Source organism: Streptomyces sp. NPDC016640 (genome assembly GCF_043076215.1).
Classification (GTDB): domain Bacteria; phylum Actinomycetota; class Actinomycetes; order Streptomycetales; family Streptomycetaceae; genus Streptomyces.
Window position 1 is genome coordinate 386803 of record NZ_JBIBRG010000001.1, and the last position, 26044, is coordinate 412846.

The 26044-nt window shown below is 72.0% G+C and carries 24 protein-coding genes; 7 read left to right on the plus strand and 17 right to left on the minus strand.

All coding sequences use genetic code 11. The annotated features are described in order from the left end of the window. Positions 1 to 61: 61 nt before the first annotated feature. The 3 genes from ACF07S_RS01795 to ACF07S_RS01805 are packed head-to-tail and all read left to right on the plus strand — an operon-like array spanning position 62 to position 3611. The gene (locus ACF07S_RS01795; protein WP_391961537.1) at positions 62 to 586 is read left to right on the plus strand and encodes a PadR family transcriptional regulator; all 525 of its coding nucleotides are present in this window, start codon (positions 62 to 64) and stop codon (positions 584 to 586) included. Next, a complete protein-coding gene (locus ACF07S_RS01800; protein ID WP_391961538.1) occupies positions 583 to 1275 on the plus strand; it encodes an ABC transporter ATP-binding protein in 693 nt (230 codons plus the stop codon). Before ACF07S_RS01795 ends, ACF07S_RS01800 begins: the two co-directional genes overlap by 4 nt. After that, the gene (locus ACF07S_RS01805; protein WP_391973194.1) at positions 1272 to 3611 is read left to right on the plus strand and encodes an ABC transporter permease; all 2340 of its coding nucleotides are present in this window, start codon (positions 1272 to 1274) and stop codon (positions 3609 to 3611) included. Before ACF07S_RS01800 ends, ACF07S_RS01805 begins: the two co-directional genes overlap by 4 nt. 113 nt (positions 3612 to 3724) lie before the next feature. On the opposite strand, the gene ACF07S_RS01810 is transcribed toward ACF07S_RS01805, so the two are convergent. Then, positions 3725 to 4669 carry a LysR substrate-binding domain-containing protein gene (locus ACF07S_RS01810; RefSeq protein ID WP_391961540.1) on the minus strand — a complete coding sequence of 315 codons (945 nt, stop codon included), beginning with the start codon at positions 4667 to 4669 and terminating at the stop codon, positions 3725 to 3727. A 133-nt stretch (positions 4670 to 4802) separates the two neighbouring features. Between ACF07S_RS01810 and ACF07S_RS01815 the strand changes: the two genes are divergently transcribed. Beyond that, complete coding sequence (locus ACF07S_RS01815; protein ID WP_391961541.1) at positions 4803 to 5357, plus strand: peroxiredoxin; 555 nt, start codon at positions 4803 to 4805, stop codon at positions 5355 to 5357. Between the two features lie 6 nt (positions 5358 to 5363). Next, on the plus strand, positions 5364 to 5897 hold the full coding sequence (locus ACF07S_RS01820) for an alkyl hydroperoxide reductase (protein ID WP_359987542.1): 534 nt from the start codon (positions 5364 to 5366) through the stop codon (positions 5895 to 5897). A 94-nt stretch (positions 5898 to 5991) separates the two neighbouring features. Here ACF07S_RS01820 and ACF07S_RS01825 read toward each other — a convergent pair whose 3' ends face one another. The 8 genes from ACF07S_RS01825 to ACF07S_RS01860 form a co-directional block, all read right to left on the minus strand. Next, positions 5992 to 7407: an AI-2E family transporter gene (locus tag ACF07S_RS01825; protein WP_391973195.1), complete on the minus strand. Its 1416-nt coding sequence runs from the start codon at positions 7405 to 7407 to the stop codon at positions 5992 to 5994. A 153-nt stretch (positions 7408 to 7560) separates the two neighbouring features. Continuing rightward, positions 7561 to 8259, minus strand: coding sequence for a transglycosylase SLT domain-containing protein (locus ACF07S_RS01830; protein ID WP_391961543.1), 699 nt, complete (start codon positions 8257 to 8259; stop codon positions 7561 to 7563). A 417-nt stretch (positions 8260 to 8676) separates the two neighbouring features. Continuing rightward, positions 8677 to 10002 (minus strand): PhoH family protein, encoded by a 1326-nt coding sequence (locus tag ACF07S_RS01835; protein WP_391961544.1) that lies wholly within the window; start codon positions 10000 to 10002, stop codon positions 8677 to 8679. Positions 10003 to 10428: 426 nt separating this feature from the next. Continuing rightward, positions 10429 to 11202 (minus strand): isoprenyl transferase, encoded by a 774-nt coding sequence (locus ACF07S_RS01840; protein ID WP_391961545.1) that lies wholly within the window; start codon positions 11200 to 11202, stop codon positions 10429 to 10431. 1080 nt (positions 11203 to 12282) lie between these two features. Further along, positions 12283 to 13158 (minus strand): LLM class flavin-dependent oxidoreductase, encoded by an 876-nt coding sequence (locus tag ACF07S_RS01845; protein WP_391961546.1) that lies wholly within the window; start codon positions 13156 to 13158, stop codon positions 12283 to 12285. A gap of 109 nt (positions 13159 to 13267) precedes the next feature. After that, a complete protein-coding gene (locus ACF07S_RS01850) occupies positions 13268 to 13801 on the minus strand; it encodes a hypothetical protein (RefSeq protein ID WP_391961547.1) in 534 nt (177 codons plus the stop codon). After that, positions 13798 to 14520, minus strand: a complete 723-nt coding sequence (locus tag ACF07S_RS01855) for a hypothetical protein (protein ID WP_391961867.1) — start codon at positions 14518 to 14520, stop codon at positions 13798 to 13800. Before ACF07S_RS01855 ends, ACF07S_RS01850 begins: the two co-directional genes overlap by 4 nt. A gap of 94 nt (positions 14521 to 14614) precedes the next feature. Beyond that, positions 14615 to 16882, minus strand: a complete 2268-nt coding sequence (locus ACF07S_RS01860; protein WP_391973196.1) for a Tox-REase-5 domain-containing protein — start codon at positions 16880 to 16882, stop codon at positions 14615 to 14617. Between the two features lie 318 nt (positions 16883 to 17200). Between ACF07S_RS01860 and ACF07S_RS01865 the strand changes: the two genes are divergently transcribed. Together ACF07S_RS01865 and ACF07S_RS01870 are read left to right on the plus strand one after the other, a co-directional pair. After that, positions 17201 to 18724 (plus strand): alpha-1,2-mannosidase, encoded by a 1524-nt coding sequence (locus ACF07S_RS01865; RefSeq protein ID WP_391973197.1) that lies wholly within the window; start codon positions 17201 to 17203, stop codon positions 18722 to 18724. A gap of 70 nt (positions 18725 to 18794) precedes the next feature. After that, on the plus strand, positions 18795 to 19181 hold the full coding sequence (locus ACF07S_RS01870; protein WP_391973198.1) for a DUF192 domain-containing protein: 387 nt from the start codon (positions 18795 to 18797) through the stop codon (positions 19179 to 19181). 269 nt (positions 19182 to 19450) lie between these two features. Here the strand turns inward: ACF07S_RS01870 and ACF07S_RS01875 are convergent, their stop codons facing one another. The 8 genes from ACF07S_RS01875 to ACF07S_RS01910 all read right to left on the minus strand — a co-directional run bounded on the left by ACF07S_RS01875 (position 19451) and on the right by ACF07S_RS01910 (position 26035). Continuing rightward, positions 19451 to 20098, minus strand: a complete 648-nt coding sequence (locus ACF07S_RS01875) for an OmpA family protein (protein ID WP_391961551.1) — start codon at positions 20096 to 20098, stop codon at positions 19451 to 19453. 8 nt (positions 20099 to 20106) lie between these two features. Then, a complete protein-coding gene (locus tag ACF07S_RS01880; protein ID WP_391973199.1) occupies positions 20107 to 20685 on the minus strand; it encodes a hypothetical protein in 579 nt (192 codons plus the stop codon). Positions 20686 to 20719: 34 nt separating this feature from the next. Next, a complete protein-coding gene (locus ACF07S_RS01885) occupies positions 20720 to 21319 on the minus strand; it encodes a pilus assembly protein TadG-related protein (RefSeq protein ID WP_391973200.1) in 600 nt (199 codons plus the stop codon). Further along, complete coding sequence (locus ACF07S_RS01890) at positions 21316 to 21549, minus strand: hypothetical protein (RefSeq protein ID WP_391973201.1); 234 nt, start codon at positions 21547 to 21549, stop codon at positions 21316 to 21318. The genes ACF07S_RS01885 and ACF07S_RS01890 overlap by 4 nt, the downstream gene beginning before the upstream one ends. Positions 21550 to 21709: 160 nt before the next feature. Beyond that, the gene (locus ACF07S_RS01895; protein WP_391973202.1) at positions 21710 to 22567 is read right to left on the minus strand and encodes a response regulator; all 858 of its coding nucleotides are present in this window, start codon (positions 22565 to 22567) and stop codon (positions 21710 to 21712) included. Continuing rightward, on the minus strand, positions 22564 to 24165 hold the full coding sequence (locus ACF07S_RS01900) for a sensor histidine kinase (protein ID WP_391973203.1): 1602 nt from the start codon (positions 24163 to 24165) through the stop codon (positions 22564 to 22566). Before ACF07S_RS01900 ends, ACF07S_RS01895 begins: the two co-directional genes overlap by 4 nt. 17 nt (positions 24166 to 24182) lie before the next feature. Continuing rightward, a complete protein-coding gene (locus ACF07S_RS01905) occupies positions 24183 to 25070 on the minus strand; it encodes a DUF5936 domain-containing protein (RefSeq protein ID WP_391961557.1) in 888 nt (295 codons plus the stop codon). 20 nt (positions 25071 to 25090) lie between these two features. After that, positions 25091 to 26035 (minus strand): type II secretion system F family protein, encoded by a 945-nt coding sequence (locus ACF07S_RS01910; protein WP_391973204.1) that lies wholly within the window; start codon positions 26033 to 26035, stop codon positions 25091 to 25093. Positions 26036 to 26044: the final 9 nt, after the last annotated feature.

A 26044-nucleotide genomic window follows, 5' to 3' on the forward strand; every position in this document is an offset into this window, starting at 1 on the left:
GCCCGGATCTGCACACACTGCGTATACACGCCGTGTATACGCAGTGTGTAGAGTGCTCCGCATGTCCATCGGTCACACCCTTCTGGGGCTCCTGGAATCCGGCCCGCGCCACGGTTACGACCTGAAGCGGGCCTTCGACGAGAAGTTCGGTCACGACCGGCCGCTCCACTACGGCCAGGTCTACTCGACGATGTCCCGCCTGCTGAAGAACGGGCTCGTCGAAGTCGACGGCATCGAGGCCGGGGGCGGCCCCGAGCGGAAGCGGTACGCGATCACCGAGGCCGGCATCACCGATGTCGAGCGCTGGCTCGCCACACCGGAGAAGCCGGAGCCGTACCTCCAGTCCACGCTGTACACCAAGGTCGTACTGGCCCTGCTCACCAGCCGCGACGCGGCCGACATCCTCGACACGCAGCGCTCGGAGCATCTGCGCGGCATGCGGATCCTCACCGACCGCAAACGCAAGGGCGATCTCGCCGACCAGCTCATCTGCGACCACGCCCTGTTCCACCTCGAGGCCGACCTGCGCTGGCTGGAACTGACCGCGGCGCGTCTCGACAAGCTCCGTGCGGCGGTGGCCCGATGACCTTCCACCCCACCGGTTCCCTCCTCACGGCCCGGGACCTGCGCAAGGCCTACGGCCCGACCCCCGCGCTCGACGGCGCCGACTTCTCCATCCACCCCGGCGAGGTCGTCGCCGTGATGGGACCGTCCGGTTCCGGCAAGTCGACGCTGCTGCACTGCCTCGCCGGGATCGTCCCGCCCGACTCCGGGTCGATCACGTACAACGGGCGCGAGCTGACCGCCATGAACGACGCCGGGCGCAGCGCGCTCCGGCGCACGGAGTTCGGCTTCGTCTTCCAGTTCGGCCAGCTCGTACCGGAGCTCACCTGCGTGGAGAACGTCGCCCTGCCGCTGCGGCTGAACGGCACCTCCCGCAAGGAGGCCGAGCGGGCGGCGCTGGCCCGGATGGAGCGGCTGGAGGTCGACGACCTCCGCGCGAAGCGTCCCGGCGAGGTGTCCGGCGGACAGGGGCAGCGGGTCGCCGTGGCCCGGGCGCTGGTCACCGACCCGCGCGTGCTCTTCGCCGACGAGCCGACCGGTGCGCTCGACTCGCTGAACGGCGAGCGGGTGATGGAACTGCTCACCGAAGCCGCCCGGTCCTCGGGGGCCGCCGTCGTCCTCGTCACGCACGAGGCGCGGGTGGCCGCGTACTCCGACCGCGAGATCGTCGTGCGCGACGGCAAGTCCCGGGACATGGAGCGCGCCGTATGAGCACGCGGAGGTGGGCCCGGGATCTGGCCATGGGCATCCGGTTCGCCTTCGCCGGCGGACGCGAGGGGTGGATCCGGGCGCTGCTCACCGCCGTCGGTGTGGGACTGGGGGTGGCGCTGCTGCTTCTCACCACCGCCCTGCCGGGCGCGCTGGCGGAACGCGACCGGCGCGAGGAGGCGCGGCTCGACTACGCCTTCAGCTCCGAGGAGATCCCCCGGGCGGACGACACCCTGGTCGTCGCGACCACCGACACCGCGTACCGGGAACGGGACATCCGCGGCCGGCTGGTGGAGCCGGACGGCCCCCGGGCCCCGCTGCCGCCGGGCGTGGACGCGTTCCCGGCGCCGGGCGAGATGGTCGTCTCCCCCGCGTTGCGGGAACTCCTCGACTCCGACGGCGGCGGGCTGCTCCGCGAGCGGCTGCCGTACGACGTCGTGGGGACGATCGGCGAGCAAGGGCTCATCGGCTCCCAGGAACTCGCCTACTACGCGGGCTCCGACGGCCTCGGCGAACGGGCCGGCACGTCGGCCGCGACCCGCATCGACGGCTTCGGCAGCCCCGACCCGAGCCCCGAGGAGCCGCTGGATCCGGTCCTCGTGCTGCTGATCCTGGTGGTCTTCGTGGTGCTGCTGACGCCGGTGGCGGTGTTCATCGCCGCGGCCGTGCGGTTCGGCGGCGAGCGGCGCGACCGCAGGCTGGCGGCGCTGCGACTGGTCGGCTCCGACGGCGGCATGACCCGGCGGATCGCCGCGGGCGAGGCGCTCGCCGGGGCACTGCTGGGGCTGGTCCTCGGCACCGGCTTCTTCCTGGCCGGACGCGAGGCGGCGGCGTCCTTCGAGGTGTTCCACATCAGCGTCTTCCCCAGCTACCTGAACCCCTCGCCGCTGCTGGTGCTGCTGGTGGCGACGGCGGTCCCGGCGGCCGCGGTGCTGGTGACGCTCCTCGCGCTGCGCGGGGTGGTCATCGAACCGCTGGGCGTGGTCCGTACCGCCCGGCCCGCGCGCCGCCGGCTGTGGTGGCGGCTGCTGCTGCCGCTGGCCGGGATCGGCATGCTCGCCCCCATGATCGGGCAGGGCAGGGACGGCGGGGACTTCAACCAGTACCTGGTCGTCGGTGGTGTGATGTGCCTGCTCGTCGGGGTCACCGCGCTGCTGCCGTGGATCGTGGAGACGGTGGTCGCCCGGCTCGGCGCGGGCGGCGTCTCCTGGCAGCTGGCGGTCCGGCGGCTTCAGCTGAGCAGCGGAGCGGCGGCCCGCATGGTCAACGGCATCGCGGTGGCGGTGGCCGGCGCCATCGCGCTGCAGATGCTGTTCGCCGGGGTCGAGAACGACTACACCAGGGACACGGGCTACGACACCTCGCGCGCCCAGATGCACGTCCAGCTGCCGCGGGGCACGGAACTCGCGCCGGCCGCGGCGTCGCTCGCGGAGGCCAAGGGCGTGAGCAGGGTCTACGCGCTGTCCGACGGCTATCTCGCCGACCGGCCCTGGGCTCAGGAGCCGGAACTCACCGCCCAGCTGACCGTGGGCGACTGCGCGACCCTGCGCGAGGTGGCGAGGCTGCCCTCGTGCGAGGACGGCGACGTGTTCTCGGTGCGGGGCGGCGAGTACGACACCGCCACACCGTCGCTGAGCGAGCCGGGCCGGACGCTGTACCTGGAGACGGCCGCCGCAGGCGCCGGGGGCGAGGACCTCGCCTGGGTCCTCCCCGAGGAGCTGAAGCGGGCCGAGTCCGTCGAGGACCTGTCCGGCACGAAGCGCGGCGGCTTCCTGATGACCCCGGGGGCGGCGCCCGCCGGCCTCGCGGAGGCGGTCTCCGGCGAGCTGTACCTGTCGATCGACGCGGCGGTGCCGGACGCCCCGGAGCACGTGCACAACGCGGCGGCGGCGCTCGACCCGCTGGTCAAGTCCATGGCGTGGCACGCCACGGATCGTGCCACGCGCTACGACACCATCCGCACCGGCCTGCTGGTCGGCGCCACCGCCGTACTGGCGCTGATCGGGGCGAGCCTGCTGGTCTCCCAGCTGGAGCAGCTGCGCGAGCGCCGCAAGCTGCTGTCGGCCCTGGTCGCCTTCGGCACCCGGCGGCGCACCCTGAGCCTGTCGGTGCTGTGGCAGACGGCGATCCCGATCGGCCTGGGCCTGCTGCTCGCCTCGGCGGTGGGCATGGCCCTGGGCGCGGTGCTGCTCCGGATGGCCTCGGCCTCCGTCCGGGTGGACTGGACGAGCGTGCTCCAGCTGACCGGCGCCGGCGCGGCGGTGGTCCTCCTGGTGACCCTGCTGAGCCTCCCACCCCTCCTGCGCATGATGCGCCCGGAGGGCCTCCGCACGGAGTGACCCCCCCCGGCTCCGCGAGCCGGAACGGCCCGCCGGAGCGATCCGGCGGGCTACGGGGGCGGAGGCGAGGGCGAGGGCGGGCACCGGACCGGGGGTGGGCCCGGGCACGGGCGTCAGTGGCTGACTGTCCGTACCGGGAGGTCGCGCATCGCCTCGCGCAGCGCCGTCGCCAGTTGCTCGTACTCCGACGCGCGGGCCGTGCCCGTGCGCATGGCGAGGGCGACCCGGCGGGTGGGGGCCGGATCGGCGAAGCAGCCGGTGAGCAGACGGCTGGAGCGGGTGGTCTCGACGTCGACGGCGGTGCGCGGCAGCAGCGTCACCCCGAGGCCGCCCGCCACCAGTTGCACCAGCGTGGACAGCCCCGCCGCCGTGGTCGTGGCGGGCACACCCGCGCGGCCGGCCTCGCGGCAGATGTCCAGGGCCTGGTCACGCAGGCAGTGGCCCTCGTCCAGGAGGAGCAGGTTCAGCTCGCGCAGTGCCTCGCGGGGTATGCCCTCCCGCCCGCCGAGATGGTGGTCCAGCGGCGTGACCAGCACGAAGTCCTCGTCGAAGAGGGGAAGCTCGGTCACGCCGGGCACGCCGAGCGGCACGGCGAGCAGCAGCAGGTCGAGCCGGCCCCCGGCCAGCCCGTCCAGCAGGTTGGCGGTCTGCTCCTCGTGCACCTGGAGGTCGAGGTGCGGATAGCGGTCGTGGACCAGCCGCAGCACGGTGGGCAGCAGGTACGGCGCCACCGTCGGGATCACCCCCAGCCGCAGCACCCCGGTGAACGGCGCCCGCACCGCGTCGGCCTCCTCCATCAGCGCCCCCACCTCCGCGAGCACGCCCTTGGCGCGGACGGCGAGCCGTTCACCGGCCGGCGAGAGCAGCACCTTGCGCGTCGTACGCTCCAGGAGGGTGACGCCCAGCGTCTCCTCCAGCGCCGACACGGCCCCCGAGAGGGCCGGCTGGCTCATCCCGATCGCCGCCGCGGCGTCCCGGAAGTGCAGATGCTCGGCCACCGCGGCGAACGCCCGCAGCTGCGCGAGACTCGGCTGCCGAGGTCTATTACCCACGGTCACTGATAACCCCCTCCGATCAACACGACCGAGTGTAGCTATTTCACTAATCAATGCACCCTGTGCCAACATCATCCAGGTCCAACCCATGGGAAACACCAGCAATCCCGGTGTTTCTTCGCTGCAAGGAGAGCCTGTGCTCACTGTCGGTGACAAGTTCCCCGAGTTCGAACTGACCGCCTGCGTCTCGCTGGAGAAGGGCAAGGAGTTCGAGACGATCAACCACAAGACCTACGAGGGCAAGTGGAAGATCGTGTTCGCGTGGCCCAAGGACTTCACCTTCGTGTGCCCGACCGAGATCGCCGCCTTCGGCAAGCTGAACGACGAGTTCGCCGACCGTGACGCCCAGGTCCTGGGCTTCTCCGGTGACTCGGAGTTCGTCCACCACGCCTGGCGCAAGGACCACGACGACCTGCGCGACCTGCCGTTCCCGATGATGGCGGACTCCAGGCACGAGCTGATGCGCGACCTCGGCATCGAGGGCGAGGACGGCTTCGCCAAGCGCGCCGTCTTCATCGTCGACCAGAACAACGAGATCCAGTTCTCCATGGTGACCGCCGGCTCCGTCGGCCGTAACCCCAAGGAGGTCCTGCGGGTCCTGGACGCCCTGCAGACCGACGAGCTCTGCCCGTGCAACTGGTCCAAGGGCGACGAGACCCTGGACCCGGTCGCGCTGCTGTCCGGAGAGTGACCTGACATGTCGCTCGACTCCCTGAAGTCCCGTATACCGGACTACGCCAAGGACCTGAAGCTCAACCTGGGCTCGGTCATCGGCAACTCCGACCTGCCGGCCCAGCAGCTGTGGGGCACGGTGCTGTCGACGGCGATCGCCTCGCGCTCGGCCATCGTGCTGCGCGAGCTGGAGCCGGAGGCGAAGGCGAACCTGTCGCCGGAGGCGTACACGGCCGCCAAGGCCGCCGCCGCGGTGATGGCGATGAACAACGTCTTCTACCGCACCCGCCACCTGCTGTCGGACCACGAGTACGGCACCCTGCGCGCCGGCCTGCGGATGAACGTCATCGGCAACCCGGGCGTCGACAAGGTCGACTTCGAGTTCTGGTCCTTCGCGGTGTCCGCGATCAACGGCTGCGGCATGTGCCTCGACTCCCACGAGCAGGTGCTGCGCAAGGCCGGCCTGGAGCGCGAGACCGTCCAGGAGGCGTTCAAGATCGCCGCGGTGATCCAGGCGGTCGCCGCCACGCTGGACGCCGAGGCGGCCCTCGCGGAGTGATTCCGCCCCCCGCAGGACCTCGGGCCCGTCCACCGATCAGGGTGGACGGGCCCGATGCCGTACTGCGGGGCTGCCGTACTACGAGCCTGCGGGGCTACGGGGCTACGGGCCTGTGCGGGGCCTGTCCCTCGCCCGGATCGCCCTGCTCCCCCGGCCGCCTCTCCGCCGCGGGCGGCTCCGGCGACGTCCCGGGCGCCGCGGGAGCCGGGGCGTCCGCCTGCGACATCGCCGTCGCGCCCCGGGGTTTCGGGGAGTGGCGCACGGTCGTCTCGTGGGAGAACGCCCGCAGATAGCCGACGACCGTGTTGGTCACCGCGACCAGCGGTACGGCCACCACCGCGCCGCCGATGCCGGCCACCATGCCGCCGGAGGCGACCGCCAGCACCACCGCGAGCGGATGGACCCGGACCGCGCGGCCCAGGATGAACGGCTGGAGGATGTGCCCCTCGATCTGCTGCACCGCCAGCACCACCAGCAGCGTCATGACGCCCGTGAACACCCCCTGGGTGACCAGTGCGACGACCACCGCCAGCGCTCCCGACACCACCGCGCCCACGAGCGGGATGAACGAGAACAGGAAGATGAAGACGGCGAGCGGCACCGCCATCGGCACGTCGAGGAAGTAGATGCCGAGGCCGATGAAGATCGCGTCGATCAGAGCCACTATCACCGTGCCGCGCACATACGCCGTGAGCGTCCGCCACGCGGCCGGACCCGCACCGGCGACACCCGGACGGGCGGCGGCCGGGACGAGCTTGAGCGACCACTGCCAGATCCGCTTGCCGTCGTAGAGCAGGAACAGCGTCGAGAAGATCGCCAGCAGGATGCCGGTGAGCGCCTCGACGACGACGGTCACGCCCTCCAGACCGGCCGAGGTGATCTGCTCGGTGTTGGCGCCGACCGCCTCCCGCAGGTTCCTGGCGATCTCGTTGATCTGCTTGTCGGTGACGTGGAAGGGGCTGTTGAGCAGCCAGTTGCGCAGTTCGTCGATGCCGTCCTGGATCTGGCTGGAGAGGGTGTCGATGTTCTCCATGACCTGCCAGGTCACGAACCACCCCATGAGCCCCATCACGACGAACCCGAACAGGGCCGTCAGGGCGGTGGCCGGCCCCCGCGGCACCCCTGCCCGCCGCAGCCGTGCCACCGTCGGCTGGAGCAGCGCGGTGATCAGCAGCGCGGCCGCGAACGCCAGCACCACCAGCTGTACGGCGCTGATGACCCGCATGAGCACCCAGAGCGTGCCGGCCAGCACCAGCAGCCGCCAGCCGGCCTCGGCCGCGACCCGTACCCCCCAGGGCACGGCCTGCGCCGGGTCGGGGCGGGCCTGGACGACGGCGGCGGCGTACTCGGCCGTCGTCGGCGGCGGGCCGGGAGGCGGGGCGGTCTCCGCTCCGGTGTCCGCGTCGGGGCGGCGGTCCCACTCCACTTCGGCGCGGCGCTCGTCCAACCGCTTGCTGACCGCGGTCAGTCCGGCTCCGACCCGGCCGAGCCACCTTGGCACTCGCGACATGATCCGTCCTCTTCCCCCGTTTCTCCCCACCACTCCCCCCGGGAGTCGTCGGTCAGACCGTACATGGCGAAAGCCCCGCACCGTAGAACGGTGCGGGGCTTTGCCGGGATCGAGCGCGGCCGGGGCGATGGGCTCCCGGTCCCGCCGGTACGTCTAGTACCAGTGATTGGCCTGCCAGAAGTTCCAGGCACCGCAGGGACTGCCGTACCGGTCGTTCATGTAGCCCAGACCCCATTTGATCTGGGTGGCCGGGTTCGTCATCCAGTCGGCTCCGGCGGAGGCCATCTTGGAACCCGGAAGCGCCTGCACGAGGCCGTAGGCGTCGGAGGTGGGATTGTCGGCCCGGTAGTTCCAGCTGGACTCGTGGTCCACGATGTTGCTGAAGCACTGGAACTGGTCGGCGGGCACCAGCTGGCGCGCCATGGCCTGGACATCGGCGACCGTGTACGAGCTCTGGACGGCGATCTCGGAGGCGTCCCGGACCACGTCGCGGCTGGCGGCGGCCTTGGCCTCCGCGCGCTCCTTGGCCTCGCGCTCCGCCTTCTCGGCGGCTTCCTTCTTCTTCGCGATCGCGATCTCGGCGGCGGCCTTGCGGGCGGCCTCCTCCGCGTCCTTCTTCGCGGTCGCGTCCGCGGCGATGGCCATCGTTTCGGCCTGCTGCGTCAGGGACGCGGTCTGCACCTGGGCCTGCTGGCCCGCGGGGATGTCCGCGAGCAGGGTGGTGCCGCTGGCCGTCGCTTCGGCGTCGTTGTTCTGCGCGGTGCTGCCCGAGGCAACGCCGACGACGCTTCCGACAGCGGTGACCGCCGTGGCCGAGGCCACTGCGAATCCCCGGACCGAGATCCGGCTCACACGGTTTCCTTCCAGCATCGCCCGCTTCGGTGACCCTCGCGGACGCAATCGTGCCCCCAGCACTGGCCTCCCCAACTACGGGTCACGGAAGGCACGGGCCCGGTGGGCAACTCCCGCGAGGGGAGCGCCGCGTGTAGCTCGGGCGGCATACGACGACGCTATGCAGTTGGACTGTGCTCACTGTGGCGCCGGACCGCTGGGGGTACGGCTGTGTCGTATGCGGGGCCTGACAGGAGTGAGACTCTGCCGTAACCCGACGCCGCGAGGCAATCTCCTGTTGCGTGTGAAAGCTCACACCTCGTTCGGCCCCGAGGATTCCCGGAAATCCGCACACGCGTCGGCGCCGCCCGGCTAGGCTCTACGCCTTTTCCGGACGGCGCCAACTACTGCACGATCACTCTTTGTTGCGCTCGGGGGTCAGATCTGCCCGTCCTCGAGCATTTCGGTCACAAGGGCGGCGATCTGGGACCTCTCGGACCGGGCCAGGGTCACATGGGCGAAGAGCGGATGCCCCTTCAGCTTCTCGACGACGGCGACCACACCGTCGTACCGGCCGACCCTCAGATTGTCCCGCTGGGCGACGTCATGGGTCAGAACGACCCGCGAATTGGCCCCGATCCGGGACAGAACGGTCAGCAGGACGTTCCGTTCCAGCGACTGCGCCTCGTCCACGATCACGAACGCGTCGTGCAGCGAGCGGCCCCGGATGTGGGTGAGCGGCAGGACCTCCAGCATCCCGCGCGCGGTGACCTCCTCGATGACCTCGCGGCTGGTGACCGCCGACAGCGTGTCGAAGACGGCCTGCGCCCAGGGGCTCATCTTCTCCGCCTCGGTGCCGGGCAGATAGCCGAGCTCCTGCCCGCCCACCGCGTACAGCGGACGGAAGACCATCACCTTCTGGTGCTGCCGGCGCTCCAGCACCGCCTCCAGCCCCGCGCACAGCGCCAGCGCCGACTTGCCGGTGCCGGCCCGGCCGCCCATCGACACGATCCCGATGTCCGGGTCGAGCAGCAGGTCGAGCGCGATCCGCTGCTCGGCGCTGCGGCCCTTGATGCCGAACGCCTCCCGGTCGCCGCGCACCAGCCGGACGTTGCCCTCGGCGGTGACCCGGCCGAGGGCCTTGCCGCGCTCGGACTGGAGGGTGAGTCCCGTGTGCACGGGGAGGTGGGCCGCTTCGGGCACGTACACGTGCCCTTCCTCGAAGAGGACGTCCACCTGCTCGCCGGGCAGGGTCAGTTCGGACATGCCGGTCCAGCCGGAGGCGTCCGTGATGGCGAGTTCCGCGCGGTACTCCTCGGCGAGGAGACCGACGGAGGACGCCTTGATCCTGAGCGGCAGGTCCTTCGACACGACGGTGACGTCGAACCCCTCGGCCTGCAGGTTGCGGGCGACCGCGAGGATGCGGGAGTCGTTGTCCCCCAGGCGGTAGCCGCTGGGCAGCACGCTGGGGTCCGAGTGGTTGAGCTCGACCCGCACGGTCCCGCCGAGGTCCCCGGTCGGAATGGGGGCGTCGAGACGGCCGTACCGCACCCGGTAGTCGTCCAGCAGGCGCAGCGCCTGGCGGGCGAAGTAGCCGAGTTCGGGATGGTTCCGCTTGGCCTCCAGTTCCGTCACCACGACGATGGGGAGCACGACCTCGTGCTCGTCGAAGCGGCTCAGGGCGCCTGGATCGGCCAGCAGGACGCTGGTGTCGAGAACATACGTGCGCCGGTCTGGCTTGTGGCGCTTTGCGCTGGTCACCACGGAAGGACGTACCCCCTCGGATGAGGTCGGGGAGCGACGGAGCGGAAGCTGGACCGGGAGGGCGGGAGAATCCCGACCGGTTGTCGGCCGCCCTGCACGGCGGGCCGGAAACCGGCCCTCCACTGCTTCTTCCGCACCGTGACCGCACGGTCGGGCTGATGCAAAGGGCCTCCCGGGCGGACGGCCCCGAGCCGTCCGCTGAGATCCGACACCCGTGGTTCGGGCGTCGACCTGTCTGGGTTATGCCCTCGAACGCGCGCCGCCATGCCACGGCCCATGACGGCGCCCCGGTGAACAGCTCGTGACGACCGGGGCGGGAGGGGTCCGACGGGCCGACGGGGCCGACGGGTCCGGGGGCCCGGTACGCCGGGGGTGTGGGGACGCCGGGGGTGTCGGGTCCTGGGAGCCTGCGGGCCCGAGGGCCGCTCAGCCGCCGTAGCGCCGGTGGCGGGCGGCGTAGTCGCGCAGTGCGCGCAGGAAGTCGACCTTGCGGAAGGCCGGCCAGAAGACCTCGCAGAAGTAGTACTCCGAATGCGCGGTCTGCCAGAGCATGAATCCGGACAGCCGCTGCTCGCCGCTGGTGCGGATGACGAGGTCCGGGTCGGGCTGGGCCCGGGTGTAGAGGTGACGCCCGATCATGTCGACGTCGACGGCCTCGGTGAGCTCCTCCAACGAGGTGCCCTTCTCCCGGGCGTCGAGGAGCATGGACCGCACCGCGTCGGCGATCTCCTGCCGACCGCCGTACCCGATGGCGACGTTGACGACTATCCCGTCGACGTGCGCGGTGGCCTCCTCGGCCTCCTTCAGGGTGGTCTGCATCCCGGAGGGCAGCAGATCGGGCGTGCCGACGTGATGCACGCGCCAGCGGCCGTCGGCGGCGAGGGTGCGAACCACGTCCTCGATGATGCCGAGCAGCGGAACGAGTTCTTCCTTGGGCCGGTCGAAGTTGTCCGTCGACAGCAGCCAGAGAGTGACGACCTCGACGTCCGTCTCACTGCACCAGCCGAGGAACTCCTCGATCTTCTCCGCGCCGGCCCGGTGGCCGTGGACGGTGCTGGAACCCGCGGCCTTCGCCCACCGGCGGTTGCCATCCATGATGACGCCGATGTGCTTGGGCACCTGAGCGGTGTCCAGGTGGCCTTCCACCCGGCGTGCGTACAGCCTGACCAGCAGGCCCCGCAGCTTGTCGCGCAGGTTCACGTGATCGTCAGCCCCTCCGTGCGGATCGGACAGGCGCGTCGCCCCGCCGTGTCGCACGGCAAGCGGTCCGGTCTCGGCCGCGGGCGGCCCTGTCCGTATGGCGGTCCCCGGGGGCGAAGCCTACCCCCGCCGGGGCACGGGTCCCCAAAGTCGGGGTGGTGCCCTCGCCGGCCGTACCGCCGCGCCGGCTCCACCGCGGCGGCACGCCGTTCGCCCGGCACCGCGGGGCCTCCTGCCCCGCCGTGCCCCGACCGGGCGGAGCGATCACGGCGGCTCAGGACGGTGGCTCGGGGCGGCGGCTCGGGGCGGGGGTGAGGAGCACCGCGAGCGCGGACGTCACGGAGATCACGGTCCGGGGCGTGCGCGGGGCGGGGGCGCCGCCGGGCGGCAAGAAAAAACGGGCCGGTCCGTGGGGGGGAGACGGACCGGCCCGAGGGGGGGCTTCCACCATAACCCTTTGTAAGTGATGCTGCGTGCATTGGCGGGCCACAACTACTCTCCGAAGTCACCCGGCAACACCTGGATGGCCCTGGAAGCCATAATTCCGGGGGTTGGCGTGACCGGAATCCGGCGATGTTCCGCGAAAACAGAACGCTGCCGTGACCGGTGTGCAGGATGTGACACCGGGGCGCCGACGCCACCATACTCTTCCGGCCGTCCCCTCGACGGGTGGCCCCGCAGGCAGCGCCCGCTCGGTCCGACGGCGACGTCGCGGACCGCGGGATCGGACGCCGCGCGGCCCCCTCCACCGCACGGCACCGTCCTGCACGGCACCGTCCTGCACGGCCCTGCCCGCGCGCGTCACCTCGGCCCGGACCGTGCGCTGCCGTGTTCCGCGGCCCGGCCGCGGCCCATGACGACACGCGGACACTCATGGACGTGCGGTGCCGCTGGTCGCGCCCTTTCGGTGGGAGCGGCGGCCCCTTCGGCGATGAGCTCTTCGAACATGCGCGTCCGCTGGTCGGCCATCAGCCGACCCCGCACGACCGTGCCCTCTGCTGTCGCCCGCTCGTCCACTCCCGCGCCCACGCGCGAAGACCCGCCCGGAGGGCACGCGACGGCACGCTCGAAGGCCCGCGCTCACGGCACCAGGGGCCGCACTTCCTCCGCCACGAACCGCACGAAGCCCTCGGGGTCCGGCTCGTCACCGGTCGGCTGGACGATGACGGAGTCGGCCCCGGCCTCGGCCAGCCGCTCGACCGCCTTGGCAACGGCACCGGCGTCCCCGGCCGCCCCGAGATCCGCCTCCCCGCCGGCGCCCTCGGCGATCAGATCGGCCCGCACCCGCTCGTCGGCGCCGGCCCCTGTGGCGGCGAGCAGATAGACGACGACCTTGTGCGGTTCGCCGCTCCGGCCCGCCGCGGCCCGCCCCTCGTCGATGAGCCTGCGTGCGCGCCGTACCCCCTCGGGGGAGGTGGTGCAGGTGAGGATGGTTCCGTCCGCGGCCTCACCGGTGAGCCGCACGGTACGCGGCCCGGTGGCACCGGCGAGCACCTCGACGGGGCCCCGCGGCGGCCAGTCGAGAGCGACGTCGTCGAGCCTGACGTACCGCCCCCGGGTCGTGACCCGCTCCCCGCCCAGCAGGGCACGCAGCGCGATCAGGTGCTCCCGCAACAGGGTCACCGGCGACCCGGCCCGCGCCCCGACCTGACCCATCCAGTCCTGCACGCCGTGTCCGACCCCGAGGATCGCGCGCCCGGGGAACATCCGGTGCAGGCCGGCGGCCTCCATCGCGGTGACGGCCACGTTCCGCAACGGCACCGGGAGCAGCCCGACACCGATCCGCACCCGTTCGGTCCACGCCAACGCGGCCGCAGCGGTCGAGATCCCACCCTCCCGGAAGCAGTCCTCCCACAACCAGAGTTCCTCCAGCCCGACGTCATCCGCGAGCCGGGCGACACTGCGAAGCCGCTCGGGGGCGAGCTGGGGGCGGAAGACTGCGCCGAGTGTGGTCATGGTGGGGTCCTACCCGCGACGGGTCGGGTGGGTAACCCCGCCGGCGGAGCAGGTCCTTCCACTCCGCTCGGTTACCGGTAACCGGCCCGGATCGGCTATCGGCTACCGGCTACCGGCTTCGGGGCGGGTCGGCGGGGTCCGTGAGCGGGTGGGTGCTGATCAGAGCCGTGAGGATCATCGGGGCGTCGCCGTCGGACTGGTTGAGGGAGACGGCGGCCCAGCGGGGTGCCGGGGTGGGCAGCGGGCCCCAGAGCGACAGGTCGCCGTAGCAGTCCTTGGCGGACAGCGTGTGGAAGGGCTCGGGGAGGGGGTCCCCGGTCCCCCGCCGGAGCAGGGGTACGCGCATGCTCACCGTGCGGTGGGGGCCCCAGCGGCGGTCCAGTTCCGTCGTGAGCGCGCTCAGGTGGGCTTCGGCCGTCGCCTCGGCCTCGTCCCATTCGCTGCCGTACACGCCCGTGAGGGCATCGCTCTCCCACAGGGGGAGGAGCAGGAAGCCCTCGCCGCGGGTCGACACCCACTCGCCGGTGACCGGTTCGCCCTCGTCGGTCGTCGGGCCGGACTCCGGGAGGGGGGTGGCGAGGGCGGCGTCGACGGAGGAGACGGCGCGGGCCGTGTCGAAGGACTCGCCGGCGCGGGCGGTCACAGCGCGGGCCTCGTCATCGGGTGCGGCAGGGGGTCGACGGCTCCGGTCTCCCTGAGCGCCCGGTACGCCGTGACCACGGCCGCCGTGTCGCCGGGGGGCGCGATGGTCAGCAGCACGCCCCCGGTGGAGAGTTCCCTGCGGCCGGGCAGCAGGTCGGCGGGGACGCGGGCCGCACGGCCCGCGGACAGGTAGCCGACCCACCCGACCGAGGGTGTGCCGATCCTGAAGCCCGCCTCCTTCTTCAACGCGGACGTCACGGCGCGGTCGCCGACGTCGCCGTAGTCCGGATGCCACACCTCGGCGACGGCGGTGAGGAGTTCGGCGTCGGGGAGGTGCCTGCCGTCGGGGGACACGATCGTGGCGACCACCGACTGGAGCAGGGACTCCGGGGTCCCGCCGGCGAGTGCGGCGATCTCCACCTTCCAGCCGTCGGCCGCGTCGGCGGCGAGCAGTCGCAGTGAGGTGCCGTCGGCCGCGGACCAGCCGTCGGCGGCCTGCGCCGAGCGCAGGGCACCGAGCAGGGCCGACTCGTCCGGCCGGAGCGTACGGGCCGGTCCGGAGGCGGGGACGGTGCGCCACGCCGGCGGGCCGCCGGCCGATGTCCCCATGGCCTCCGGCAGCAGTCGGGCGAACCGGTCCAGCGTCGTGCTCCACCGTGCGGCAAGTTCCTCCGCCGACTCCTGCCGGGGGCCCCAGAAGCCCCGCACCACGCGCCGCATGTCGCGTTCCCGTTCCCTTCCGGTCCAGGTCTTCTGTCGTCCCTCGCCCACGTCCGCGTTCCTCAGCCTAGGACGTACGGGGCCTGCCGCCCCGTCAGTCGAACGCCTCGGGGCGCCGGTCGCCGGCGACCGCGTCGGGGGCCGTGTGGACGACCTCGATGTCCAGGCCCGCGTCCTCGAAGGCGTCCCGGGCCGCGTCGGCGACCTCCTCGTTGGAGAAGTGCCACTCGATCCCCTTGCCGCGCGCCGCCGCCACCTGCCTGCGGGCCTCGGCCAGCAGGCGTTCCGTGCCGGACGGCGTGAGTTCGGTGCGGTCGGCGCTCAGGAAGCCGTCGTAACCGTTCTTCGCCTCCAGGTAGGTCCGGCGGGAGGAGTCCCAGCCGTCGAACTCGACGTCCGGTACGTCCGGGTCGGGGTGCGGGACGACGTACTCGTAGCCGCGCCGCGTGCCGGTGACCTGTTCCTGGTAGCGCAGCCACGACTCGTTCTTCCAGGTGGGCGCGGGGTTGCGGTCGCGGCCGGCCCAGAAGCCGTCGCCGTTGTCCGCGTCGCCGTACGTACGGTCGTCCAGGTCCCCGGCCCAGTCCGGCGGGTTGTAGTTGCGGGGGTCCTTGTTGTCGCCGTGCGCGGGCCCCGGCCACTGCTTCTTGTTCCGCGAGGCCTCCCGGGCGCGCTCCGGCTCCTGGGCGCGCTTGCGGTCCAGGTAGGCCTGGCGTTCCGCGGCGCGGGCCGTCTCGGCCTGCTCCCCGGCTTCCTCGTCGCAGCCGCCCTCCGCGAGGACGACGTGCGGGCGGTGGGCGGCGGGGCCGGCGGCGAGCACGGTGGTGCCGGTGCCGGGTCCTCCGTGCGGGCCGGGGCGCGGACCGCCGCCTTCGCCGTACGGGATGCCGCGGGGCGGTGCGGAGAGGGTGCAACCGGTTCTGCGGGCCGCGTCCTCCGCCTCGTCCGCCGCCTCGTCGGCGCGCCGGGCGGCGTCCTCCAGCGCCTCCAGGTCGCCCGCCTCGGCCGCGCGCCGTGCGTCCTGGGCGGCCCCGGTGGCGTCGTCGACGACTCCGCTCAGCCGGCCGAGCGAGCCGGCCTTCTCGACGATCTTCACTTCGCCGTAGCCGGGGATGAAGAGGGAGCCGACGTTCCAGACGACGGTGGTGACGGCGCGGGTCCCGTCGCCGTCGTTCCACCGGTCCACGACGTCGTCGCCGACGAAGGAGTCGAAGAGGACCGTGCCGCCGGTGCCGATCGAGGCACCGCCCCAGTCCCCGATCGCGCCGAGGTAGTCGCCGTCGTCCCACTTCCCGCGGGCGTCGGCGGTACCGCTCCACCACTCGTCGCCCAGTGAACGGCCGTAGTCCATCAGACCGTTCCAGGTGTCGACGGGACGGGTGACCACGTCCCGGATGCCGGTGACGTCACCCCAGACACCGTCGACGAACAGGCCTCCGCCCACCTGCCCCAACTGGTCGCCGGCGCAGCCGAGGAAGGCGCCGAAGCCGGAGAAGCAGCCGCCGTCGCCGTCGCCGTCGTCGCTGTCGTCGTCGCCGTCGTCGTCGTCGCTGTCGTCTTCGCCGTCGCCGTCCGTGGTGGTGGCCGGGTCGTCGTACGGCGGCTCGTCGATCTCGTCCTCGGCGGCCACGGGGTCGACGCGGGAGGGGTCGTCGCCGGCCGGCTCGGTGGGCGTGTCCCCGGGGCCGGGGGTGCCCGCCGCCGTGTCGTCCCCGTCGCCGCCGGGGTTTCCCGGCCCCGCGGTGCCGCCCTCCTCCGCCGTGACCCGGCCGTCCCCGCCGCCCCCGCCCGGCGCGGGGCACGCCGTGCCGGTGACGCGGCACACCTGGGACTGGATGCCGGCGAGGACCTGCGTGCCGAGGCCGGAGACGACGAGGGCGGTGACGATCGCCGCGACGACCGCGACCAGCCCCGCGTACTCCACCGCCGTCTGGCCGTCGTCCCGGCGCGCGCGGATCATCCGGGCCGGGGAGAAGGGGCGGGGCGCGCGCCGGTCCGGTTCGGCGAGGCGGTACCAGTCGCGGCTCTCCGGGCGGGTCAGGAGGAACAGGACGAGGAGTGGGAGGAGCAACTGGGTGAGGCCGCGGGCCGATCCGCCGGCGAGACCGGACATCGAGCCGACGATCAGCCATCCCTGTACGGCGATCAGTCCGAGCCGGACCGGGGTCCCGCCCCGCCGGGTGCGGCGGGCCAGCCACCGGCCGAGCACCCCGGGGGCGGCGGCGTAGGCCACCTGGGCGAGCAGGGTGCCGTCCACCGCGTCGAGCGACGCCGCCGTCAGGAGCAGGCCCAGGCCGCCGAGCACCGTGAGGGCGAACAGCGCGTCGACGAGCAGCAGGGCCAGGGACAGGGGGCGGGGCATGTCCCGCCGTCCTCCCCCGTGCCCTGGTGCCCGCGCGGCCCCCGGCTCCGTTCCTCCCCCGCCCCAGGCCATGACGCGCCTCCTCAAGTCCCCCGACCCGCAACCGCGTTCGGTTCACGGCAGGCCCCGAGCGTAGGAAGGGGCAGGTGGCCGGGGCATGGGCCCGTGGGCCCAAATCAACTTCCGGGCACGGTTGTTCACGCCGCTGCCGCCGCGCACCGCCCGCGTTGTCGGACCGGCGCACTAAGGTCCCTGATCACAGTCGCCGCCACCGAGGCGGCCGATGTCGCCGACCTGTCAGCAGAAGCTGGAGCAACCATGGGCTTTGAGGCCACCTACGCGGACTTCTCCGTCGAACCCGCTCGACGGGCCAACGCCGACGTCAGGTATCACGGGGCCCGGTTCGCCGGCTCGCACCTGGCGTTGAGCGCGGGCGGGTCCGTGACGCTCGACTTCGAGGTGGCGGACACGGAGGACGTTCCCCAGGCGACGCTCAGCATCACGGCACTGGTCTCCAGGCTCGGCTCCTCCCCCGGGTACGCCCCCATGGAGGTACTGGTTCAGGGCGAGACGCTGGTCGAGGACCTCACCGTGCCCGGTGGCGGGGACCTGCCGCACGACAACGTTTTCGCCGTGCCCGGACACCTGCTGAAGCCCGGCACCAACAGCCTGGAGATACGGTCCTCGGCCAAGGCGGAAAGCATGCTGTGGCTCTACCGGATCATCCTGGACCCCGTCTGGGAGCGCGGCCGCTCGGAGCGTGCGCGGACGGCCGAGGCCGCCCGGGACTCGGTCTTCACCTACCGCACGGAACTCCGGCCCGCCCACTCCGCCTCCGCCCCCTGGCAGCAGGCGCCGCAGCTGCTCTTCCACATCGACCGGGACGAGCACTCCCTGCCCGCCCAGCTCGGCTGGCGCGGTGAGGACGGGGCCGAGTCCGCCGTCAGCTTCCAGGCCAACATGTCCGACTTCCACGGCGTTCACCGCACGGCGGACGGCGCGGCGTACGAGTACCGCGGGCGTCTGGCCGACCGCCGGCCGTACTCGGAGGAGACCCAGAACCTCTCGGCGTCCGTCCTGCACCGCTTCGACACGGAGGAGGGGTGGGGCGGCGGCTGGCACGCCTCCCACGAACTGCGGTTGCTGGTCGACGACGGCGGAGCCCCCGTCGAGCGGGTGACGTGGCGCGACCAGCGGGGCAACTCCGGCGTGGTCGTGCTGCACGTCCCCTCCGCCGAGGTCGAGGTGACCGAAGTCGAGGCGAGCGACGAGTTCGACGACGGCGGCGAAGGAGCCGGCAACCTGCTCGAGGACCGGCGCAGCAAGTGGCTGGCGTTCGAGGAGACCGCCCGGCTCGACTTCACCCTCGCCCGGCCCACCGCCGTCGCCGCGTACACGCTGGTGTCGGCGAACGACGCCCCCGACCGCGATCCCCGCGACTGGACTCTCCACGGCTCCCACGACGGCCACACCTGGACGCCGCTGGACACGCGCGGCGGCGAGACGTTCGCCGGGCGCTTCGAGTCGCGGGAGTTCCACCTCCGCTCCCGTCCCCGGGCCTACCGGCACTACCGCCTCGACATCACCCGCAACGCCGGATCGAGCGAGACCCAGCTCGCCCGGGTCCGCTTCACCGAGGCTTCCGGCGGGCAGGCGTTCACCGGGTACTACCAGCGCTACGACGAAGGCCCCATCGGCTACCGCGGCACGCCGGTCCCCGCCGCCTCGCCCGTCCGTTCCGCCGATCCCCGCGTCGCCTCGGAGCTGTCGGCCGCCGCCTCCAGCCTGGCCGAGACCGCCCAGACGCTGGCCGCCCTGGCCGAGCGGCTCCGCAGGCACTGACCTCCGAAGGCCCCCGGGCGCTACGTTCGGTGCGGACGGCCGGTCGGACAGGCGGAGGGGGCGGGCGGCAATGGCGCGCTGGCGGGACGGGCACGGGGAGTTGACCGTACGGGGGGAGGGCGGGGGGTCGCCGGTGCGGGTTCCCCTGGAGATCGCCACCTCCTACCGGGCCCGTACGAAGGGGTTGCTGGGGCGGGACTCGCTCGACGGGGCCCTGCTGCTCTCCCCCGCCTCAGGCGTGCACACCTTCCGTATGCGCATGCCGATCGACGTCGCCTACCTCGACCGGCGGCTCCGGGTCGTCGCCGTGCGCACCATGCCGCCGGGGCGGCTCGGGCTGCCCCGGCTGCGGGCGCGGCATGTCATCGAGGCCGAGGCCGGGGCGATGGCGGGGTGGGGGTTGCGGGCCGGGGTGCGGGTGGAGGTGAGAGTGGGGGTGGCGCGGGAGGGTGAGTGACGGGGGTTGTGCGACTCCCCGTCCAGGTGCGCGCCGGCGCCCCCGGTGAGGCCCTGCCCACGGTGAGGTCCTGTGCGCCCTCGTCCGGGGGTTCGAGGGCGCAGGACCTGGCACCGGCAGCTCGACGCCACCTGCTGCCCGTCCGGAAAGACCGTCACCGTATGGCAGGTGGACCAGGACGGCACCCTCGAGCCGGGCCCGCCGCGCGTCACCGGCTGGCGGGGTCCCCACCTCCTCCGGCCCGGTACGTGGACCGGGCCGGAGGGGCGTCACGTCACCGTGCGCGGGAAGGAGATCTCGACCCGGCGGTTCTTCTTCCGGCCGGCCTCCGTCGAGTTGTCGGCGATCGGATACTGCTCCCCGTACCCCCGGACCTCGTAGGTGAGGTCGGCATCGCTCAACTCCTGCACCAGGACGCCGTGTACGGCGTTGGCGCGCTGCCGGGACAGGACGTCGCCGTGAGCGGACGAGCCGAGGTCGTCCGTGAAGCCGAAGACGCGGATCTTCGTCGCGTCCTGGGTCTTGATCTCCTGCGCGATCGTGGCGATGCGGGCCTTCGCCTCCCCGCCGAGCTTCGCGCTGTCCTTGCCGAACAGCACCTCGGCCTGGAGCGCGAACTTCACGTCGGAGTTGGTGTCCTCGCGACGCTCGTCACCGCTTTGGTCCTCCACGACCTGCTTGATGTCCAGGACCTTGGGCTCGGTGAGGGTGGCGCCTTCGGGGAGCTTGAGATCGGGGTCGTTCGGATCGACCTCAACGGGAGCCGAAGCGGACGCTTCAGTCCCCGGAGGGACGCTGGGCCCTTCGTCCGCGTGCGCGATCACTGTGCCGTAGACGTTCGTGGCGACCATGACCGTGGCGGCCGTCAGGACCAGAGCGAAGCGTGGGGGTGCCAGACGGGTTTGCGTGCGAGTCATGGCCAGCCTCATCCGGCGATCTTGATCGTGCCGCTGGAGAATGTGGGGACCTGAAGGGCGACCTCCGTCGTGCTCGCCGGCGGGGCAGGGAACTGCATGAAAACCGGCAGAGTCTGTCCCGCCTCAAGGCTCCCGAGGCCTGTCGTTGTCAACGGCCGCCCATCCGTGTCACGCAGCACGTAGTAGCGCTTTTTACCCTTTGGGTCCACGAGTGTCGCACCACCGAGCGATGGGCCGTGCTTGATGACTTCGGTCTCGTCACCGCTCGTCTGAGGCGGAATAACCGATGATTCGGCACCGTCGTTCTTCACAGTGCCATTAACGGTGATGAAGCCACCGGTATCGCGTTCAGCCGACACGATCTGAAGGAGCAATCCGTCCGTACCCCGCAGTTCGGCCTGCGGCGTCTCGGTCTGCTCGTCTTGAGTACTCGGCTTTGATCCACTGTCCTTGGAAGTCGTCGACGAAGACTTCGGCTTTTCGTCTCCACCGCCACCTCCGCAACCCGCCACGCCCAAGGCCAGACCGGCCGCAATGGTCAACGCAACCATCCCCCTGTGGGCCTTCGCAGTGAACCGAATGCTCATCTCTCCGCTTCCTTCATCACTCATCGTTCGCTTGTCAGTCGGCCAGGTGGACGTCGAACAGGTCCTCGGGTGCAGGGAGGAGATCAATGGGGCCCTTCGGGTCCATATTCCATTCCTTGCCCTTGCATCTGAGCAGTGGCAACACGTTGTCGTCGGCACTCTCAGCCGGAAACTTGAATGTGCATCGCGGCTCGATCACAGCGATGGCGGAAGCGTTGGACCTTCGCTCCTCCGTGCCGGGGACAATAGAATCCCCGACGGACTTGTTGGTCTCCACCTCGACCTCGTAGCGGAGCGCGCCAGGGAGGCAGCTCAAGACATCGGCATCGTTCTGCGCCGCGAGTTGGTCCGCACGCCAGCACGACAGGCCGAGCCCGTCAGCTTCACCGTCGAAGATCTCCGCCCACTTGGTCGGATCGAGCACGTTCTCCAACCACGCGCCCGCGAGTTGATCCCGCCTGTCCTGAGCCGCAGCGAGTGCGGCCGCGTCAGCGGCTGTCTGTGCGTCATTCCGATTTGCCGCGGCCTGGCCGACCGCAAAGTACGCGAACGCAAGGAAGAGCAGGCCCCCCACCACCGTGATGTAGATGGGGAACGCCTGCCCTGCGTCACCGCCCTGGCGAAATCGCCTCAAGGAGCGACCTTGGCGATCTGTGCCTGGATCTTGCCGAGGATGGTCTGACCCAGACTGGTGCCGGTGATGGCGAGCACGATCAACACGACCACCGCGATGATGCCCAGGTACTCGACGGCGGTCTGGCCCTTGTCGGCATTGCGGCGCCGCATGGCTTCGACCGTCGTGTTCTTCCAGCCGTTGACGCGGACCTTGGTCGCAACGGCGCTCTTCAGCATCAGGTCGCTCATGGTGTTCCCCTCCGGCTGACGCGGTAGCGGTCTCCTTCGTGAGGCCGCCCTCGACTTCCGCACCGTACGGCCGGTCGCCCCGTTCGTCGGAGGGTCCCAGGGCCCAAGGGCGGGCCCAAGCGCGGGCCCAGGTCTTCGTCTCCCCTGCCGTCATCTGAGGTCACCCCGTCCCTCGGCCCGAACCCGGTGCCGTGCCGAGCCACTTCGCCGCGGCCTCGGAGCGGCTGGTGCTGTGGAGCTTGGCGAAGATGCGGTTGATGTGGTTCTTCACCGTCTTCTCGCTGATGAAGCACGTGGCGGCGATCTGCTGGTTGTTCATGCCGGACGCGATGAGGTCCATGATCTCCGCCTCCCTCGCGCTCAGTCGGTACCTCGACCTGTCGGGAGCGGCCGGACGGCCGCTTGCCCACCCAGACGAAGACTGTGCCACAGTCGGTTGCAGTCGCGAAAGGTTTTCCGCAGAAGTAGATGAGATGGGGGGCGTGGGTCGGCCGAATCGCCTATAGTCCGGCCGAGTTGCGGTTGCCGCACCCAAGCCGTCCGGTAGCGTGCATTCCGGCTGCGCCCTCTGGCGAAGTTGCGCCAGCAACGCGTCCGCCGCCGTCGAGGTGAAGTGGGCCCTGCCCTCCTTGATGTCCCTGATCGCCGACACCAGCTGGTCCGCCGTGAACTCGCCGTGGACCAGGTAGCCGCCCGCTCCCCTGCGCAGGGCCTCCTGGACGATCTCCGATTCCCTGCTGTACGTCAGCATCACGACCTGGGCGATCCCCACCAGGTACGGGAGCGCCGAGATGCCGTCCACGTTCGGCATGCGGACGTCCAGGAGGACCACGTCGGGGCGGTGGGTGTGGGCCGCCGCGCAGGCTTCCCGGCCGTCCGCCGCCTCCGCCACGACCGTGATGTCCTCGCGGCCGGTGAGGAGCGCGGTCAGGCCCGCCCGGACCACCGGGTTGTCGTCGGCCACCACCACGCGGAGCGGGGCGGGCGGCGGGACGTTTTCGAAGGGGGTCGTCATCATGGAGTGCCCTCCGTGGGAGGTGTCGTCGTCACGGCCGCCAGCGGCAGTTCCAGGCGGACCTCGGTGCCGCTGGTGTGCGCGCCCCGGCCGACGCGGATGCGGGCGCCGACCGAGGCCGCCCGCTCGACCATGCCGACCAGGCCGAAGTGGCCGGCTCTGCGCAGTTGCTCGAGGTTCGTGCCGGGCGGGAGGCCGCGGCCGTCGTCGTGGACGCTGATGCGCAGCAGATCGCCGTGGACGCCGGCACCGACCTCCACCCGGGTCGGCGCGGCGTGGCGGTGGGCGTTCTCCATGGCCTCCGAGGCGATGGTGAGAAGCTGGCGGGCCACCGCCGGCGGAACCGGGGGGACCGGGAGGTCGCCCGTGGGGTGACAGGCGGCCGGGACGCCGGTGCGGCTGCCGAATTCGCGTGTCCTGGCCTCCAGTTCGGCCAGTACGTCCGTGCCCTGGTCCGGGTCCGACTCGCGGCGCAGGTCGGTGAGGAGTTCGCGGGATTCGGCGGCGGCGCGACGGGCCGAGCGGGCGACGAGTTCCGCCTGCTGCTTCACGAGCGTCGGGTCCATGCGGTCCGAGCCGGCCGTGCCGGCCAGTCCGTCGGCCGCCAGGGCGACCCCGTGCAGGGTCTTCGCCACCGAGTCGTGCATCTCCCGGGCCAGCCGCGCCCGTTCGGCGCTGACCGCCTCCGTGACGGCCAGGCGGGCCTGGACCCTCGTCAGCGCCTGGGTGGCCGTGCCGAGGCGGAGCATCAGGTTGCGCAGGCTGGAGCCGGCCGCGCCCGCGATCACGCAGAGGCCGGGCAGGAGCAACGTCTGCGCCGGGCCCGCCCGCGAGTCCTCCAGGGTCGCGTGGACGAGCAGGAGGATCAGTCCCTGGAGGGACGCGAAGACGGCCGCTCCGCGCCAGCCGTAGACCAGGCCGGCCAGCAGCGGGGTGCAGACGCTGACGTAGGCGAGCGTGCTGTCCGGGCCCGCGGAGACGAGGAGCAGGGAGCCGAAGAGGGTGTCCACGGCGAGGAGCGTGGGGTGGCGCAGGAGGAGGGGGCCGAAGCGTTCCCAGTCGCGGAAGAGGACGTAGGACGCCATGAAGGTGACGACGACCGCGATGCCGACGAGACGGGTGCCCCAGCCGGGGCCGGCGTTGAGGAGGGCGGCGGGGGCGGCCAGCGCGATCATCGCCAGGCGGAAGCCGAAGGCCTGACGGCACAGGGCCTGCAGGGCGTTGATCTGGATCTGGACGTCTGGCGCGGGCGCGGAGAGCGGGGCGGCGGGCGCGGAGGGCGGGGCGGAGACGGGGGCGGGTTGTGGGGGATGCGCCCGGCCCTCACCGGGGCCACCCGCCTCCGACGAGGAAACCCGCACGGGCGGTACCGGCGGCACGGGCGGTACGGTGGGCCCGTCCGGGCCCTCCTCCCCCGGCGCCGCCGGTTCCCAGCCCGGGGGAAGTGCCGGGGTCGCCGTCGTGACCGGGACGTCCGGGGCGCCCGTCCTCGCATGGTCGGGGAGGACCGTGCCGGCCGGCGGGGTGGTGATCTCCGACGGTCGCGCGGCGCGGCGGAACAGCCCCGTACGGGCTCCCGTGCGTTCCCCGGTCGTCGTCATCGCACCCCGCCCCCGTCCTACTCTCCCGTGACCGCGCCGAAGTCGATGCCGGAGCCGAGGATCAGGCCCGCACCGAGGAGGATCATCGTGGCCGGGACCATGAACGTGGTGATCATCATGGTGGCCTTGGGGACCGCGCGGGCGGCCTTGCGGCGGGCGTTCTGGGCGTCCGTACGGCGCATGTCCTTGGCGAGCGACACCAGTGTGTCGACGATCGGCGCACCCAGTTCCTCGCCCTGCTGCAACGCGGTGACGAACATGGTGACCTGTTCGGAGTCGTTGCGGCGGCGCAGTTCCGCGAAGGCCTGGCGGCGGCTCATGCCCAGGTCCATCTGGCGGAGCGTGATGCGCAGTTCGTCCGCCCACGGGCCCTCGTACCTGGACGCCACCCGGTCCAGGGCCTGGCGGAAACCGAGGCCCGCGCTGACCACGACCGCCAGGACGTCCAGGAAGTCGGGCAGGGTGCGCTCGATGACGTCCTTGCGGATGCGGATCGCCGACCAGATGCCGACCTCCGTCCAGAACGCGCCGAAGGCGAGCAGCAGCAGGGCCACGAAGAGCTGCCCGCGCATGAGGAAGACCAGGAAGCCGACGGTGCCGAGGGCGCCGTAGACCGCGCGGCGGGCGGCGTAGCGGTCGAGGGTGAGGCCGCCGGGGTTGCCCGCCAGGTCGATCTTCCGGCGGTACTTGGCGACCTGCTTGGGGCCCATGAGGCGCAGTACGGCGGGGGCGTAGCGCATGCCCATGCGGTCGACCACGGAGTCGACCGCGCCGGTGCGGGTGGCACCGACCTCCAGGGCGAGCATCAGGTCGCCGGGGAGCCGCGCCTCGGCCCGGTACATGCGCAGTCCGGCGAAGACGCCCCAGACGCCGAGGCCCATCAGCAGTGCGAGCAGAAGTCCCATGTCCGTCAGCCCTCCCGTACTCAGACGTCGATGCGGGACAGGCGGCGGATCAGGACGAAGCCGACGGCGTACAGGCCGAACGCGACGACCACCGCCGCCTGCCCGGCGGGTGAGCCCGTCATGCGTTCGAGGGCGCCGTCCTTCACCCCGTTCATCAGGAACAGCGAGCCGACGCCCAGCACGGGGACGGCGTACGACGTCATGCTGACCTGGGAGAGCTGTGTCCGCACTTCGCGCCGCGTCTCCTTGCGCTCCTCCAGCGTCTCGGTGAGGTTCCTGAGCGCGCCGACCACCTGGCCGCCGGCCCGGTTGGACAGCACCAGCGTGGTGACCAGGACGACCAGTTCGCGCGAGGGGAGGCGGTCGGCGAGTTCACCGAGGGCGTCGTCCATCGAGGCGCCCATCGCCAGTTGGCCGGCGACCTTGGACAGCTCCTCGCCGGCGGGGGCCACCAGTTCCTCCGCGGCCATGCCGATCGCCGTACGCAGGGCCAGGCCGGCCTGGGTGGCGTTGGCCAGGATGCGGGCGAGTTCGGGGAGTTGGCTGATGAACTTTTCGATGCGTTTCTGGCGCTGCCAGTTGAGGAACTGCAGTGCCGCCCAGCTGCCGAGCAGTCCGGCGATCGGGCCGAAGAAGGGCGCGAGGGCCGCCTGGCCGACGAGCCAGAGGCCGGCGACCGTGGCGAGCATGACGGCGAAGAACTCGCCGGGGGTGATGTCCAGTCCGGTGGCCAGCAGGCGCAGTTCCAGCTTGCGGCCGAGCTTCGTGCGGCGCAGGCGGCGGTCCAGGGTGGGGAAATGGCGCCGGCGGCCGGCGACGGGGATCTGGCCGGTGGCCGACAGACGGTCCACCAGCGCCTGACGCTGTGCCCTGCCGGTGGCGTAGGAGTGCACACCGACGACCGCGAGGACGCAGGTCAGCAGGGTGACGCCGGTGGTCAGCGTGATCAGGTTCCGCAGATCCATGGGAACGGT

Coding starts and splice junctions, on each gene's coding strand:
- ACF07S_RS01795 (WP_391961537.1), top strand. CDS start 62: ATGTCCATCGGTCACACCCTTCTGGGGCTCCTGGAATCCGGCCCGCGC.
- ACF07S_RS01800 (WP_391961538.1), top strand. CDS start 583: ATGACCTTCCACCCCACCGGTTCCCTCCTCACGGCCCGGGACCTGCGC.
- ACF07S_RS01805 (WP_391973194.1), top strand. CDS start 1,272: ATGAGCACGCGGAGGTGGGCCCGGGATCTGGCCATGGGCATCCGGTTC.
- ACF07S_RS01820 (WP_359987542.1), top strand. CDS start 5,364: ATGTCGCTCGACTCCCTGAAGTCCCGTATACCGGACTACGCCAAGGAC.
- ACF07S_RS01825 (WP_391973195.1), bottom strand. CDS start 7,407: ATGTCGCGAGTGCCAAGGTGGCTCGGCCGGGTCGGAGCCGGACTGACC.
- ACF07S_RS01845 (WP_391961546.1), bottom strand. CDS start 13,158: ATGACCACACTCGGCGCAGTCTTCCGCCCCCAGCTCGCCCCCGAGCGG.
- ACF07S_RS01855 (WP_391961867.1), bottom strand. CDS start 14,520: ATGCGGCGCGTGGTGCGGGGCTTCTGGGGCCCCCGGCAGGAGTCGGCG.
- ACF07S_RS01860 (WP_391973196.1), bottom strand. CDS start 16,882: ATGCCCCGCCCCCTGTCCCTGGCCCTGCTGCTCGTCGACGCGCTGTTC.
- ACF07S_RS01865 (WP_391973197.1), top strand. CDS start 17,201: ATGGGCTTTGAGGCCACCTACGCGGACTTCTCCGTCGAACCCGCTCGA.
- ACF07S_RS01870 (WP_391973198.1), top strand. CDS start 18,795: ATGGCGCGCTGGCGGGACGGGCACGGGGAGTTGACCGTACGGGGGGAG.
- ACF07S_RS01875 (WP_391961551.1), bottom strand. CDS start 20,098: ATGACTCGCACGCAAACCCGTCTGGCACCCCCACGCTTCGCTCTGGTC.
- ACF07S_RS01880 (WP_391973199.1), bottom strand. CDS start 20,685: ATGAGCATTCGGTTCACTGCGAAGGCCCACAGGGGGATGGTTGCGTTG.
- ACF07S_RS01890 (WP_391973201.1), bottom strand. CDS start 21,549: ATGAGCGACCTGATGCTGAAGAGCGCCGTTGCGACCAAGGTCCGCGTC.
- ACF07S_RS01895 (WP_391973202.1), bottom strand. CDS start 22,567: ATGATGACGACCCCCTTCGAAAACGTCCCGCCGCCCGCCCCGCTCCGC.
- ACF07S_RS01900 (WP_391973203.1), bottom strand. CDS start 24,165: ATGACGACGACCGGGGAACGCACGGGAGCCCGTACGGGGCTGTTCCGC.
- ACF07S_RS01905 (WP_391961557.1), bottom strand. CDS start 25,070: ATGGGACTTCTGCTCGCACTGCTGATGGGCCTCGGCGTCTGGGGCGTC.
- ACF07S_RS01910 (WP_391973204.1), bottom strand. CDS start 26,035: ATGGATCTGCGGAACCTGATCACGCTGACCACCGGCGTCACCCTGCTG.